Raw genomic sequence first — 14,376 nt, 5'->3', positions numbered from 1 at the left:
AGCCCAACCTGCAAATTTGATTTTCACGCTGCACACGCGCGCAGCACCGAAAGTTCTGCCCCGGCGTCAAAATCTTATTCGCAGCGCAGCGGAGATTACAGCCATTCGTGTGGGTCGCGGCAAATCTGAAACCGCGAATTCACAGGTCGCGGGACAAAACGGACCTTCTTTGCGCCGACGCCAATGGCTGCTTTTGTTGCCACTTCGAACAACATCCCCTGCACTTGCAGGTTTTACTGATTTATTGCAACGCTACAACTACATGTTTTCGGGGTAGGAGACCAGCTTATGCACCGCAAACTATCCGCTAGGTTTGAAACCAACCGTGAAGAGTGAATTGCGCGAGTTTCGGCACTAGAAATTCAATGACATCTCCCTATCGAAATGAAATCCGTTATGCGGAAAAGTGAGCACGCAAATTGGGTTCTAGCTCCTGTGGTATGGGTGAACTACAAATTTATAAGCCGCGCCCAAACTTGACAAAATACTGCAAACGACTAGCCTGAATCCAAATACTGACCTTTGTCAGGCGGCAACCGTGCCCTGTATCCACCCTGTTTTTGGGGTAAAGATGCAGGGCTTTTTTGTTTTGGGAGGAACAAAAAAAGCCCATGCGTAAAACGATAAGACTAGGCATTCTTTATTCTCGCAGTGGCAGCTACGGAAGCCTGTCGTGTGCAAGCAGGCGAGGTGCCTTGCTGGCGATCAACGCAATAAATGCGGACACATCTTTCAATTTCACCTTTGAAACGGTCGATCGTGATCCAGAAGGTAATATTGATCTCTACGCACCGCTTTGTGCAGAAATTCTTGAAGATAGGTCGGTCGCGCATGTAATTGGGTGCGTCACCAGCTGGAGTCGGAAAGACGTTATCCCAATACTTGAAAGACTAGGCGCGACGCTGTGGTACAGCCTGCCTTATGAAGGGTTTGAGGCCTCTGATCACGTTGTTTATACACACGCATGCCCCAATCAACATTTGCTACCCCTATTAAGCTGGGCGTTGCCACGGTTTGGCGGTCGCGGATATCTTACTGGATCCAACTACATCTGGGGCTGGGAGTTAAACCGCGTTGCGCGCGAGGTTATCCAAGAAGCTGGCGGAGATGTCCTTGGTGAACGCTATGTTGCGCTGAACGACATCAATATTGGTCACATGATCGAAGAGATCCGCGCGACCCGACCAAACTTTGTGTTGAATTCTTTGGTTGGCGCGTCGTCATATACTTTCCTGAAAGCGTTTGCAGAGCTTGCCAAGGCCGACAGCTTTTTCACCCCTGATAATTGCCCTGTCTTGTCCTGCAATCTGACGGAAAGCGAACTTGTGGAAATCGGCGATGCCGCAGAAGGACTTATCTCTGCCGGCCCATATTTTCATGGCGCTCGAGGATGGCCATGTCAGGGCCTTCGCAATTTTGAATCGTCACTAGAAGCTGCCTCATGGGCCGCCGTAATGGAGCTTTCGCAGCTCCTGCAAGCGAACCCAGGATTAGAAGGCGCACCAATTTCAGAGCTGTTAAGCGAGAATACGCACCGCTCAATGATCGATGTCGAGACCCATCACACAGCGTTGCCGGTATTGATTGCACAGGTCAAAGACGGAGCGTTTCAAGTTCTCGAACAATGGCAAGACATACCCGCCGATCCTTATCTGTCCCATTCAGAGCGCCGCATCGATATCCGCCTTCCAAAGCTGCGGATCGTTAAATGAAAATTCGGCTGCATATCCCCGATCTTAGCAAGCTGCGGGTTGCAATTTTGCATCGTCCGCATGCAACGGTTCAATCCCTGCGCCGTCAGTGTAAGCCAATCGGATTGGACGTTTTTGACTGTTGGCCTGAATTGCCGCCAAAAGCACTGGCGGCCGATTTTGTCTTTTTTGATGCTGATATGGGTTATGATGCCCAGTTTCCTTGGGATGCAGGGGCTGCCCCGATGCCGATGATCGCGCTTATCGGGTCCGAGGCACCGGGCCGGATCGAATGGTCGTTGTCGCAAGGTGCTGATGCGCAGATATTGAAACCAGTGGGGGATGGCGGTGTCTTTAGTGCGCTGTTGATCGCACGGCGGGCGTTCGAGGTGCGCCAGTCAATGCGTGACGAAATTGGTGTTTTGCGTGGGCGATTGTCGCAACGGCAGACCGTCGTGCAAGCAGTGACGTTGCTTGCCGCTGCGGGCAGTAGCGAGGATGAGGCCTATGCAAAACTGCGACATTTGGCGATGGCACGGCGTGAAACAATAGAAGATGCAGCACTCAGAGTTGTTCTTGATGCCCAAAATGAAGGAGGGCTTCATGACAAATTCGGAAAATATTGACCCAGCAATCGCCGCAACCGCTGAACGTGGCGTGATCGCCCAATTTGCACGACGAAAGCTGGCCCTATTTGGCCTTTTTCTGGTTTTGCTTACACTGGGTGCCGCGATTTTTGCGCCATGGCTCACGGCGTTTGATCCGAATGAGCAGATGTTTGACGGGCTGACGCTGCAGGGTGCCCCGATGCCGCCGGGCGGGCCGTTTACGCTTGGCACCGATCTGTTGGGTCGCGACTTGCTGACACGGATACTATATGGCGCGCGGACATCGCTAATCATCGGCGTGGCTGCGAATGGTCTGGCTTTGCTCATTGGCACAATAGTTGGCGTCACGGCTGGGTATTTCCGCGGCTGGATTGGTAGTGCGTTGATGCGGCTGACAGACTTGATGATGGCTTTTCCTGCTCTATTGCTGGCCATCTGTTTGGCTGCAATCTTTCAACCTTCACTTTGGATCGTCGCCTTGGTGATTGCCATTGTGTATTGGGTCCAAACGGCGCGGGTTCTTTACGCCGAAACCGCATCGCTGTCCGAGCGCGAGTTTATAGCAGCTGAACGAACCATCGGTGCTAGCCACATGCGTATTTTGCTAAAGCACATCCTTCCGCACCTTGTCCCAACCATCATCGTTTGGGGTACGCTTGGAATTTCCACCACCGTTCTGCTCGAAGCTACTCTCAGCTTTCTTGGGGTGGGCGTTCAGCCCCCGACGCCAAGCTGGGGCAACATCATCTTTGAAAACCAAACATATTTTCAGGCGGCCCCATGGTTAGTCTTTTTTCCCGGCCTTGCAATCGTGTGCCTTGCGCTCGCGTTCAACCTTGTCGGCGATGCCCTGCGCGAAATATTGGATCCAACCCAAAGAGGACGTGACTGATGGTCAGCTTTTTCCTGCGACGCCTGGTTCAATCCCTGCTGATCCTTCTTGGGGTGTCCATTATCACCTTTGTATTGCTGTATTGGCTGCCAGCCGATCCCGTTCGGCAGATCGCGGGTCGTTCTGCCACACCACAAACTGTTGAAAACATTAGGCAACAGCTTGGGCTTGATCAACCTCTATGGGTGCAATATTGGCGCTATCTGTCTGGATTGGTGCAAGGTGATTTAGGGCGTTCTTACCTGCAAAAGACCGAAGTCAGTACGTTAATCGCCTCACGGCTACCCGCATCGCTTTTGCTTATGGCTGGTGCCATATTCGCAGAATTGTTGATCGGATTGAGCATGGGTATTGTCGCCGCTCTGCGGCGTGGTACAGCCACAGACCAATCACTGATGATCGTTTCGTTCATCGGCGTCTCTGCGCCACAATTTGTTGTTGGCCTGCTGTTACTTTACGTTTTCGCTGTTCAACTTGGGTGGTTCCCCATTGGTGGATATGGGACATTTTCGCATCTTGTGTTGCCGTCCATGACGCTCGGGATACTTGGATCTGGTTGGTATAGCCGCATGATGCGGTCCTCGATGATCGAAGTGTTGCGGCAGGATTATGTGCGTACTGCTCGTGCTAAAGGTCTGACCCGCATGCGCATTATTTTCCGTCACGCCCTGCCCAACGCGATCCTGCCAATCGTAGCGATGATTGGTATTGATATCGGCATTTTCATGGGTGGGATCGTGGTTGTTGAAAGCGTCTTTGGCTGGCCGGGCATTGGACAGCTTGCGTGGCAGGCCATCCAGCGCGTCGACATTCCAATCATTATGGGTGTGACCTTGGTGTCGGCCACCGCAATCGTAATCGGCAATCTGTTGGCTGATCTTATCAGCCTGATGGTCGATCCCCGTATCCGAACACGATGACGACCTACAACAAACAATAAAATAACTTCAATGGGAGGAAACTATGAAGAATTTGATTTCAACCACCGCGATGGCTATTTGCCTTGCTTTACCAGTTGGTGCTGAGGGCTATCAGCCCGACCCAAACGCAAAATCAGGAGGCAACATCGTCATTACCTATAAAGATGACGTGGCCACGCTGGATCCAGCGATTGGGTATGACTGGCAAAACTGGTCCATGATTAAATCGCTTTTTGATGGATTGATGGATTATGTCCCTGGCACAACCGATCTGCGTCCAGGCCTTGCCGAAAGCTACACCATCTCTGACGATGGCATGATCTTCACATTTCAATTGCGCGCGGGTGTGAAATTCCACAATGGCCGTGAAATGAGCGCAGAAGATGTGGTTTATTCGTTGAACCGCGTGACCAATCCGAAAACACAAAGCCCGGGGGCTGGTTTCTTTTGGTCGATTAAAGGCTATGACGCGGTTGCCAGCGGCGATGCAGAAACGCTTGAAGGTGTGACGATCAGCAGCCCGTCTACTGTGCAGATCGAACTGAGCCGTCCTGACGCGACGTTCCTGCATGTCATGGCGCTCAACTTTGCGTCTGTGGTCCCGCAAGAAGCGGTTGAGGCCGCTGGCGACGACTTTGGGAAAAACCCCGTTGGCACTGGTGCGTTCTCACTTGCCGATTGGACCATTGGTCAACGGTTGGTCTTCGCCAAGAATGCTGATTACTGGCGCGAGGGTATCCCTTATCTTGACCAAGTCACGTTTGAAGTTGGACAAGAACCTATTGTTGCCCTGCTGCGCTTGCAAAACGGCGAAGTTGATGTTCCCGGTGATGGTATCCCACCAGCAAAATTTCAGGAAGTGATGGGCGATCCAGAACAGGCCGAACGTGTTGTCGAAGGTGGACAGTTGCACACCGGATACATCACCCTGAACACACAAATGCCTCCGTTTGATAATCCGGATGTGCGGCGCGCTGTCAACATGGCGATCAACAAAGACCGGATCATCCAAATCATCAACGGACGGGCCATTCCGGCGACACAGCCGCTTCCACCAACCATGCCCGGTTATACCGAGGGCTACGACGGATATGCGTTTGATCCAGTCGCCGCCAAGTCAATGCTTGCGGATGCGGGTTTTGCGGACGGGTTTGAGACCGAGCTCTATGTGATGAATACAGATCCCAACCCACGAATTGCGCAGGCGATCCAGCAAGATCTGGCTGGTATTGGCATCAACGCGGGTATCAAATCACTTGCCCAAGCCAACGTTATTGCGGCTGGTGGCGAGGCGGATCAAGCCCCAATGATCTGGTCTGGTGGCATGGCATGGATTGCAGATTTCCCTGATGCGGCCAACTTCTACGGCCCGATCCTTGGGTGTTCTGGTGCGGTACAAGGCGGTTGGAACTGGTCTTGGTATTGCAACGAAGCCCTCGACGCGAAATCGTCAGAAGCAGACGCGATTGTTGATCCGGACCGTGCCGGTGAGCGGTTGGAAATGTGGAGCGAAATCTACATGGAAATCATGGAAGACGCGCCTTGGGTGCCGGTGTTCAACGAACAACGCTACACGATGAAATCGGCGCGTATGGGCGGCGCAGATGCGCTTTACGTTGATCCGGTCTCTATTCCTGTCAACTATGACTATGTGTTTGTGACGGACTGATGTGTAACGCTTGCTCCTATACAATCCATAACCATCAGCACCATTTTGGCTGGGACAATTCGTTTGTCCCAGTCGAAACGGTTGCACCTGGTTCAACGATTGAATTTCACTGTGTTGATAGTTCTGCCGGTCAACTGACATCTGACAGCACAGTGAAAGACGTTGAAACGCTGGATTTTGGCAAGATTAACCCGGTGAACGGGCCGATCTTTGTCGAAGGCGCTGAACCCGGCGATGCGCTGAAGATCACCATCGACAGCTTCAAACCCTCGGGGTTCGGTTGGACTGCGAACATTCCAGGCTTTGGTCTGCTTGCTGATCAGTTCACCGATCCTGCGTTAACGCTGTGGAAGTACGATGCCAACACGATGGAGCCTGCCTTATTTGGTAAACACGGGCGCGTTCCACTTAAGCCTTTTGCCGGAACGATTGGCAATGCGCTTGCGGAACCGGGGCTGCATTCAATTGTGCCGCCCCGCAATGTTGGTGGCAATATGGACATCCGTGACCTTTCGTCAGGCGCAACACTTTACCTGCCTGTCGAAGTCGCAGGGGCCATGCTGTCCGTCGGGGACACACACGCGGCACAGGGCGATGGCGAAGTCTGTGGCACGGCGATTGAATCGCCGATGGACGCCGTGATGACCATTGATCTGGTGAAAGATGCAGAGCTAAAGATGCCACGTTTCACCACCCCCGGTCCGGTCACACGGCACCTGGATGCCAAAGGCTATGAAGTCACAACAGGCGTCGGACCTGACCTAATGTCCGGTGCTCGTGATGCGGTGTCTGGTATGGTTGATTTGTTGTGCAAGACCCAAGGCCTATCGGCAGTGGATGCCTATATGTTGGTATCGACGTGCGGTGATCTTCGGATTTCAGAAATTGTCGATATGCCGAACTGGATCGTATCGTTTTACTTTCCAAGGTGTGTCTTCGAATGAATGGTGAAAAAACTAACCTCTTCGGGGCCTTGGTCCCGAAGTCCGCCACTTTTACGGGGCCTGTATTGCGGGTTGATGGGCTGTCTATTTCCGTGAATACAGAGTCGGGGTTAAAACCCCTCGTGCACGAGTTGAGCTTTGACTTACATCGCGGTGAAACACTCGCCATTGCGGGGGAAAGTGGATCCGGAAAATCCCTGACATCGCTGGCGATTATGGGGCTGCTCCCGCCGCCAGCAGTGCGCGTGACCGGTGGGTCGATCCATTTTGGCGAACTAGAGTTGACCGCCCTTGGTGAGTATGCCCTGCGGCAGATCCGGGGCAACCGGATTGCCATGATTTTTCAAGAACCGATGACATCGCTGAACCCGGTGATGAAAATCGGCACGCAGCTTAGCGAGGCGATCTGCGCGCATGAAGCGATCTCTTTTAAAGAGGCCCGCGTGCGTGCCTTGGAAGCGCTAAAATCGGTGCGCCTATCTGAGCCAGAAAAGCGGCTGAACCAGTTTCCGCACGAGTTGTCAGGCGGGATGCGTCAACGGGTTATGATTGCCATGGCGATTGCCCTAAAACCCGACATTTTGATCGCTGACGAACCTACAACTGCACTTGACGTCACCGTGCAACGCGAGGTGCTTGATCTGCTTCGGGACCTCCAGCATGAAATGGGGACTGCATTGATCTTGATCACCCATGATATGGGCGTCGTGGCTGAAATGGCTGATCGGGTTTTGGTCATGAAGGGGGGGCATTTTGTCGAAGAAAACGATGTTGTGTCGCTGTTTGCAAACCCGCAACAGGCCTACACAAGTGATCTCCTAGAGGCGGTACCCAGTCTCGGTGATGGGTCGGGCATCGCCCGAGCTTACAAGCCAGATGACGATACACTGGTCGCAGAGCTGGAAAAAGTCGTAGTGCATTTTGACGTGCGCAGCGGGGTCTTGGGGCGCGTCACACACCGTGTTCATGCCGTTGAAAACGTCAGTTTAAGTATTCGCAAAGGCGAGATCTTTTCACTAGTCGGCGAAAGCGGTTGCGGCAAATCTACCATCGCCAAGTCGATGGTTGGGCTGGTAAAACACTCGGGTCGCATCCGTATCAACGGTCATGACATCAGCGCGCCACACGGCAAGATGACCAATCAGGTCCGCCGTGATGTCCAAATGGTGTTTCAAGACCCAATGGCGTCGTTGGATCCACGCATGAGGGTTGGCGAATTGGTCCGCGAACCTTTGGTTATCCACGGCGTTGGCAACCCCAGCGAACAAAAAAAGCAAGTTGGATATTTGTTTGAACGTGTGGGATTGTCTCGCGATCAGGTAGAGCGATATCCGCATGAATTTTCCGGTGGTCAACGGCAACGTATCTGCATCGCACGCGCCCTAGCTCTTAATCCCAAGCTTATCATCGCAGATGAAAGTGTTTCGGCTTTGGATGTGACTGTTCAAGCCAAAGTCTTGGAATTGCTAAAAGAACTGGTATCAGAATTGGGCGTATCATTCCTGTTTATCTCTCACGACATGGCCGTTGTCGAAAATATTTCTGATCGCGTCGGCGTGATGTATCTTGGCCAAATAGTCGAAATGGGAAACTGTGAGCAAATATTCGGGTCGCCGCGCCATAGTTATACTAAAAAACTGATTTCAGCAGTGCCAACACCAGATCCTAGTCGTGAACGCCAATCGTTAGCCCGCCTTGTCGGTGACATTCCCAGCGCGGTCAGGCCAATAAATGAAACGGTTCCGCATGTAGTGTTAAACAATATTGGTAATGGACACATGATCGCAACTGAAGATTCTTTTACCTAATCTAACAGCGGATCACTACCCGCACCAATGGTTCTAAATTCATGGTGCTCTTTCGCGGATTTTGGTATATATTCTGGAGTTGGGTATTTGGTGTGCGAGCCTTATGAAAAGATATTTTTGTAGCGGTGGCGTGCGGAATTTTTGCGTAAAATTTGGCTCATGCAGTAGCGCCACTAGGACTGTTAAAAATTGACTGCCATTTATCTGCGACGGAACAGAACGGACTATGGTTCAACTCGCAGCATAAGTCATTAAGGGCCGTGAGTTAGGTGGTTCAGGCGGCGCAGAGCCTGGATGCTGCACCGCATCCGAGGTCGGCTAGGAACCGATTGTGTTGAAAAACTCTTTGGTTTCAGCCTGTCGAAGTCGGCTATCGCGTTGATTTGTTTTGAACGTCCCTAGGTCGATCAGCTTTTATCCGGTGGCGGTCACCATTGGCTTAAGTTTGGCCAGTTTCCGGAGATTTTGGGCGGTGGCGGCGAGGGTAAATTCGTCCTGGACGCCGCATGGCCCTCGTAATCGTAGTCGTCCCAGCCCAAGAATGCGTTTGAGGTGCGCAAAGAGCATCTCGACTTTCTTGCGTCGGGCCTGAGCCTTCGGATTGAACTCCGAGGCTGTGCATGCTCGGGCAAAGTCTCTGACAACTTCATATTTCTCTCGATGAACCGAACGCCTTTCAGCGTTAGGGCAGCACTTTGCCTTTAATTCACATCCTGTGCAGTCTGACTTCAGCGCTCGATAATTTCTGGCTTTCCAAACGGGTGCATTTCGGGCCGGATCCGAATAGCTTCGCCTCGTGTGCAACATCTCCTTGCCACCTGGGCAGATGTAGCGGTCGTTCTCGTCGTCCCAAGAGAAGTCGGATCGCGAGAAGGTGCCGTCCTTGCGTTCACCTTTGTCAAAGACTGGGATGAACGGCAGGATTTTCCGCTTCAGTGTCAACCAAACCAGATTGCCGGCGGCACCATACGCGGTATCAGCCGCAATCCAATCAGGCTTTATGCCAAAGCGCTCTTCGGTGCGGTCGAGCATCTTGCGCATGGCACTAACCTCGGCGGTTCTGTTCGAGCGGCTGGCATCGGCTCTGTCGCAAATTTTTCTTGGATCAGAGCGAGCGATTGCCTGGACGGAGTTATCTTGCGAGCTCAGCAAACTGACGAAAACCACACTTCAGCGGTCCAAGCTGCCCCTTGCGGATCATGTTGGCGGTTTCGATTCCCGTAAGTGTCGCTGCCGCTGAGGCAAAGCTCTTAAAACCGAGCATCGGTCTCGTGAGGCGTTTGATGAACCGGTGATCCTGCTCGATAATGTTGTTTAGATATTTTGATCTGACAGTGCCGATCTTAACTGGTATCTGCAGTCGCTTGAAGATCTTGTTGACCTCTTTGATCCCGGCTGCGTTGCTCCTGCTTTTGTCGATGGTGATCCGTTTCGGGATGCCATTGTTGCACAATGCGTTAGCGAAGAATTTCTTTGCAGCCTTCGCGTCGCGCTTCTCTGAAAGCATGAAATCAAGGGTTTGACCGTCGCGATCCACCGCACGATACAGATACACCCAATCCCCACGGACTTTGATGTAGGTCTCATCCATACGCCAAGATTCTGCTGTTCTGATCTTCCTTTTCTGCGCCATCTGTGCGACCTGGGGCGAGTATTTTACCACCCAGCGATTCAGCGTCGCGTGATCAACCGACACACCACGTTCCGCCATGAGCTCTTCCAGGTCACGGTACGAGACGCCATAGCGAACGTAGAAATAGACCGCGAACAAGATCACAGATTGAGGGTAGTGCGCACCTTTGAAGTCGATCATCCGGCATTCCTAAACTTTGTAACGTCCAATCCACCAGTTGGATCAAACAGCACCAAGGTGCAACATGCCGGCCAAAGTTTGCGACAGATCCCCGGTCCTGGGCTTCGTCTCTAAAACCTGCCACGTGGCGAACGCGGAGAGGGGCGAGACAGGACAAATCGACAAGAGTGGTGCGGCCCGCAGGCGCAGCCGAGGACACGGTCTTGTCTATTTGTCTTGTCCGAGGGGGGAGGCCGCGCCTTCCCCCTGACGGAAGGTGGCGTTTGGCTTGTCCAAATCCCGCCTGACCCACAAGGAAAGGACAAAGGATCTCCGATCCTGCGTGAGCGCAAAAGGGACCGTCACCCGAATGGGCAGATTACCACGGCATGAGGCGACCATGACCCAAGGCCCCTGCCCCGGCTCGCAAGCGACGGTTCAGGGGCTATTAGGTCAGGGAGATCATACTGGGGTGTTCTGGGTGGAGGCCGGCATGCCGGCTGAAACCTGGAGCCCGGTCACGAGCCGACAGGCTCGGGATTTGCCAGGGAAACAGATTGCAACCCGAAGTCACTCACCGACCGGAACATACCCTCGACGGAGCTTTTGCTTTTCGAGATTATGGAGCGCTTCACTAGCCTGGGCTTCGTCATCATACGTCACCATCATGGCTTGCCCGTTTGTGCCAATACGTCCCCAAGTGCGAAGAACGGAAACGTCCCCGAACAGCGTCGGCTGCAACTCAATGCCATAGAACCGCGCCATGTTGATCTCAGGGTCCACATGGATCAGGTGCACAGGGGTGGTGTCTGTCAGCTCCATGGCTCTAGTATCGTTTGGCGCCACTCTTCTGTCCAATGACATTGCTGGATCAGTCGATTGGCAAGGATTCAAAATCGTGATGAAAACATTCGACAACTCAATCTGTCTGATGCTTGCCTCGTACCCATCCAGGTACAGGGGCTCATATTGGCACCATTCCACATTCCGCTGCTGGAACCGTTGTGACCACTGGCCAGAGTAGGTACGGTTTTCTCATATCTTGCAAAACGAAATAGAAGGATGAAAGGAACGTGGCTGAGATCTTGGAAGGCGGGTGCTTTTGCGGTGAAGTCCGATACCAGGTCACTGGCAGCGCGGTAACGCAACTCATGTGTTTCTGCAGTGATTGCCTAACAATGACTGGCACAGATGGCTACGCCGGGTACATGATTAAATCTGAAGAATTACATCTACTGAAAGGCGAACCTCGGACCTTTGAAAAGACCTCAAAGGAAGGGCGCATAGTCATCAAGAATTTTTGTGGCACCTGCGGATCAGGCTTGTGGGGGGTGACATCGTTCGGATTGACCAGCATTGCGGCTGGGACATTGGATGAGCCAAACAACTTCAGCCCAACGAACAAGGTTTTTGTGAAGGATGCGCCCAACTGGGCCAGGATCCCCGAACATCTAGAAGAAATGTAGCGTTTGAAGCTTTGGTATCACCTACATTTCGGTCTTGGAGTTGTTCCTCTTGGTGACCCAAGTTGCTACGATTGTCGTTGAGGCAATAAGCAGGACATCGCGATGCGCAATGCAATCTTCTTACCCCTAATGGCTTTGTTCCTGGGGGTCGTCATGGACGTTAAACCGGCGGCGGCCGCGTCACTCGGAACATATGAGGTTTTTGGCGTCGAAGACGGTGACATGCTAAAAATGCGCAGTGGGCCTGGAACAGGGTTCAATGTGATCGTTGGTCTTCCAAATGGAACCGCACTACGAGTTCACAGCTGCGAGCAGACCGGTGGCACCCGTTGGTGCCGCGTCTCTTTGGAGCGCGCGCGTAAGCTTAAGGGGTACGTCTCTTGGGCATACTTGCGGAAAAACTAATAAGACAATGATCAGCACTGCCAACTTTACAGCAATAATTGAATGCCGGTAGCAAACCCCGCTGTGACGCTTTCTCGCCGCCACTGATGGGATCAAACGGGAAACCACGATCGTTTTTCGCGGCCCTTTGCGGACATCCGCCACGAGGTCAAGCGCCGCGGCACAGCTTAACCAGACCGACCATTCGCTGCGGCTGCAAATCAGGTGACGGACGAACTCACGCAACGCGGACAAAGCGCCAGTTCGCTAGGGGTGCATGATATCTAATGCCGCTGGTGCAGCATCTGGTAGGAAGGGCGGGTTCCGGACTTTTGCCGCATCAGGCAAGAGTGACTTCTTTGGGGACGGCTCCACCATTTCTCAATTTTGAGCTGCTGGTTTTCATACCCGCGACGGTCGGGAAATTTGCATGTACTGGAAATCAATGCGTTGCAAAAATCGAAAGTAAGCTTTCTTCCTTTTGTATTTTTCAACTCAAGGAAACCTGTAGCTATTGCCTATAGCGGAATATTTCGCGTTGCTTTCGGATTGCCACCTAACGCAGAAATTGTGTGGGGCATCGGATGCAAATACTGTGACCTGGGAGAACACTATGAAGACATCCATCTTGAGATCAGCAGCAATTGCATCCATTGCAATCGCGGGATTTGCTCAACCTGCTTTCGCCGAATACCCCGACAAGCCGGTTTCATTTGTTGTGCCGTGGCCTCCGGGTGGTGAAGAGGACGTCCTAACTCGCATGATCGCGGACGAGTTTCAGGAAATGTACGGCGTACCGGCTGCGGTTGTGAATAAACCGGGTGGCGGTGGTGGCCCCTTTCCGGGTGCAATCGACGTGGCCAATGCGCCAGCTGATGGCTACACAGTCGGCTCCTTCGTAATTGGGGTGCCCGTTGTTGGGCCCGGCTTGGGTATTCCAGAACTAGATCCGGACCCTTTCGTACCGGTCGGCATATTCATGACCTACCCTTTCCTGATCGTTGCCGGGAAAGATGCTCCATACAACACAATGGAAGAACTTGCGGCCTATGCGCAGGACAATGATGTCTCTCTGGGCCACTTCGGCGCAGGGCTTGTCCCAACACACGTCACGCTTGGTCTGGCAGAAGCGATGGGATTCTCCTTTGGATCAGACGCGGCGTTTGATAACGTGGACTGTAATACACTGGCTTCCGGCGACGTTGATGTGGCCAACTCAGTTGCGAGCTTGGTCACTCCTTGTCTGTCAGAGCTGAAGGTGCTTGCTAGTGTCACTAATGAACGGGTTTTCCTGACCCCAGATGCACCTACAGTGGCTGAATTGGAACCATCCCTCGATATCGTCTTGTGGAACGGTCTTTTCGTTCGTGAAGGAACGCCGGATGATGTCATCGCCAAGATCGAAGCAGCGGCGACTAAAGTGATGCAAAGCGACGAGGCCAAGTGAGAACGGCGGTGAGAAAGTCGACCACGGAAGCGGCGGGATGACCCTGCTGCGGGCGGCGTAAAAGTCGTCCATCTTTGCCCTTCTTTTCGTAACGGAGGGGGGCGGGAGGATCTTTTCCGTGGATTTGTATCGTAAAGTTCGTCTGGCCTGTGCCGAGGGCATGAGCCAGCGAGAAGCGGCCCGGCATTTCGGGATATCTCGTGACAGCGTTCGCAAGATTTTGGCGTTTTCGGTCCCGCCCGGCTACCGGCGGTCAGCACCGATCCGGCGGCCCAAGCTGGATGGGTTCACCGGGATCATTGATCAATGGTTGTCGGAAGATCGGCAACGACCGCGCAAACAGCGGCATACGGCCAAGCGGATCTGCGAGCGACTGCGTGATGAGCATGGCTTCGAGGGTGGTTACACCATCATCAAGGATTATGTTCGGGAACATGGTCGACGGCATCGCGAGATGTTCGTACCGCTTAACCATGCACCCGGCCATGCTCAGGCCGACTTCGGCGAAGCAATGGTGGTGATCGGAGGCATTGAGCAGAAGGCTCACTTCTTTGCCTTGGATCTGCCGCATAGCGACGCCTGCTACGTCCGGGCCTATCCGGCGGCGACGGCCGAGGCCTGGATGGACGGGCACGTTCATGCCTTTAGGTTCTTCGGGGCCGTTCCGCAGTCGATCCTGTACGACAACGACCGGTGCCTTGTGGCTAAGATCGAGCCCGACGGAACTCGCAGGCGCGCGCGGCTGTTCAGCGAGA

General features: G+C 53.2%; 14 protein-coding genes. 11 read left to right on the top strand and 3 right to left on the bottom strand.

The genetic code is table 11. From position 1 onward, the window contains the following. Positions 1-584 precede the first annotated feature (584 nt). From D9K61_RS05445 to D9K61_RS05415, 7 genes are read left to right on the top strand one after another with little or no spacing between them, the layout of a single operon-like run. The gene (locus D9K61_RS05445) at positions 585-1,712 is read left to right on the top strand and encodes a transporter substrate-binding protein (RefSeq protein WP_254055683.1); all 1,128 of its coding nucleotides are present in this window, start codon (positions 585-587) and stop codon (positions 1,710-1,712) included. Beyond that, the gene (locus tag D9K61_RS05440) at positions 1,709-2,317 is read left to right on the top strand and encodes an ANTAR domain-containing response regulator (RefSeq protein WP_120632246.1); all 609 of its coding nucleotides are present in this window, start codon (positions 1,709-1,711) and stop codon (positions 2,315-2,317) included. Before D9K61_RS05445 ends, D9K61_RS05440 begins: the two co-directional genes overlap by 4 nt. Further along, positions 2,295-3,191, top strand: a complete 897-nt coding sequence (locus tag D9K61_RS05435; protein WP_120632245.1) for an ABC transporter permease — start codon at positions 2,295-2,297, stop codon at positions 3,189-3,191. The genes D9K61_RS05440 and D9K61_RS05435 overlap by 23 nt, the downstream gene beginning before the upstream one ends. Continuing rightward, positions 3,191-4,111 carry an ABC transporter permease gene (locus tag D9K61_RS05430; protein WP_120632244.1) on the top strand — a complete coding sequence of 307 codons (921 nt, stop codon included), beginning with the start codon at positions 3,191-3,193 and terminating at the stop codon, positions 4,109-4,111. The genes D9K61_RS05435 and D9K61_RS05430 overlap by 1 nt, the downstream gene beginning before the upstream one ends. A gap of 43 nt (positions 4,112-4,154) precedes the next feature. Beyond that, on the top strand, positions 4,155-5,780 hold the full coding sequence (locus tag D9K61_RS05425; protein WP_120632243.1) for an ABC transporter substrate-binding protein: 1,626 nt from the start codon (positions 4,155-4,157) through the stop codon (positions 5,778-5,780). Then, positions 5,780-6,724, top strand: coding sequence for an acetamidase/formamidase family protein (locus tag D9K61_RS05420; RefSeq protein ID WP_120632242.1), 945 nt, complete (start codon positions 5,780-5,782; stop codon positions 6,722-6,724). The genes D9K61_RS05425 and D9K61_RS05420 overlap by 1 nt, the downstream gene beginning before the upstream one ends. After that, entirely contained in the window at positions 6,721-8,532 is a 1,812-nt protein-coding gene (locus D9K61_RS05415; protein WP_120632241.1) for an ABC transporter ATP-binding protein, read from the top strand. The genes D9K61_RS05420 and D9K61_RS05415 overlap by 4 nt, the downstream gene beginning before the upstream one ends. Before the next feature lie 414 nt (positions 8,533-8,946). On the opposite strand, the gene D9K61_RS05410 is transcribed toward D9K61_RS05415, so the two are convergent. The 3 genes from D9K61_RS05410 to D9K61_RS05400 all read right to left on the bottom strand — a co-directional run bounded on the left by D9K61_RS05410 (position 8,947) and on the right by D9K61_RS05400 (position 11,146). Beyond that, on the bottom strand, positions 8,947-9,573 hold the full coding sequence (locus tag D9K61_RS05410; RefSeq protein ID WP_254055682.1) for a transposase: 627 nt from the start codon (positions 9,571-9,573) through the stop codon (positions 8,947-8,949). Positions 9,574-9,664: 91 nt separating this feature from the next. Further along, positions 9,665-10,345: an IS6 family transposase gene (locus D9K61_RS05405; RefSeq protein WP_120632240.1), complete on the bottom strand. Its 681-nt coding sequence runs from the start codon at positions 10,343-10,345 to the stop codon at positions 9,665-9,667. A gap of 549 nt (positions 10,346-10,894) precedes the next feature. Continuing rightward, positions 10,895-11,146 (bottom strand): WGR domain-containing protein, encoded by a 252-nt coding sequence (locus D9K61_RS05400; protein ID WP_120632264.1) that lies wholly within the window; start codon positions 11,144-11,146, stop codon positions 10,895-10,897. Between the two features lie 329 nt (positions 11,147-11,475). On the opposite strand from D9K61_RS05400, the gene D9K61_RS27815 reads away from it, so the two are divergent. From D9K61_RS27815 to istA, 4 genes are all read left to right on the top strand, one after another. Then, positions 11,476-11,790, top strand: coding sequence for a GFA family protein (locus D9K61_RS27815; RefSeq protein WP_371688454.1), 315 nt, complete (start codon positions 11,476-11,478; stop codon positions 11,788-11,790). Between the two features lie 153 nt (positions 11,791-11,943). Next, positions 11,944-12,195 (top strand): SH3 domain-containing protein, encoded by a 252-nt coding sequence (locus D9K61_RS05390; protein ID WP_371688453.1) that lies wholly within the window; start codon positions 11,944-11,946, stop codon positions 12,193-12,195. A gap of 592 nt (positions 12,196-12,787) precedes the next feature. Continuing rightward, the gene (locus D9K61_RS05385) at positions 12,788-13,621 is read left to right on the top strand and encodes a tripartite tricarboxylate transporter substrate binding protein (RefSeq protein ID WP_120632237.1); all 834 of its coding nucleotides are present in this window, start codon (positions 12,788-12,790) and stop codon (positions 13,619-13,621) included. A 160-nt stretch (positions 13,622-13,781) separates the two neighbouring features. Beyond that, the coding region (gene istA, locus D9K61_RS05380) for an IS21 family transposase (RefSeq protein ID WP_254055685.1) at positions 13,782-14,376 on the top strand (595 nt) is incomplete at its 3' end.

Origin of the sequence: Ruegeria sp. EL01 (genome assembly GCF_900313035.1) — a bacterium.
Taxonomy (GTDB): domain Bacteria; phylum Pseudomonadota; class Alphaproteobacteria; order Rhodobacterales; family Rhodobacteraceae; genus Ruegeria.
The sequence above is the reverse complement of the archived record's forward strand: the minus strand, read 5'-3'. Positions and strand labels throughout refer to the sequence as shown.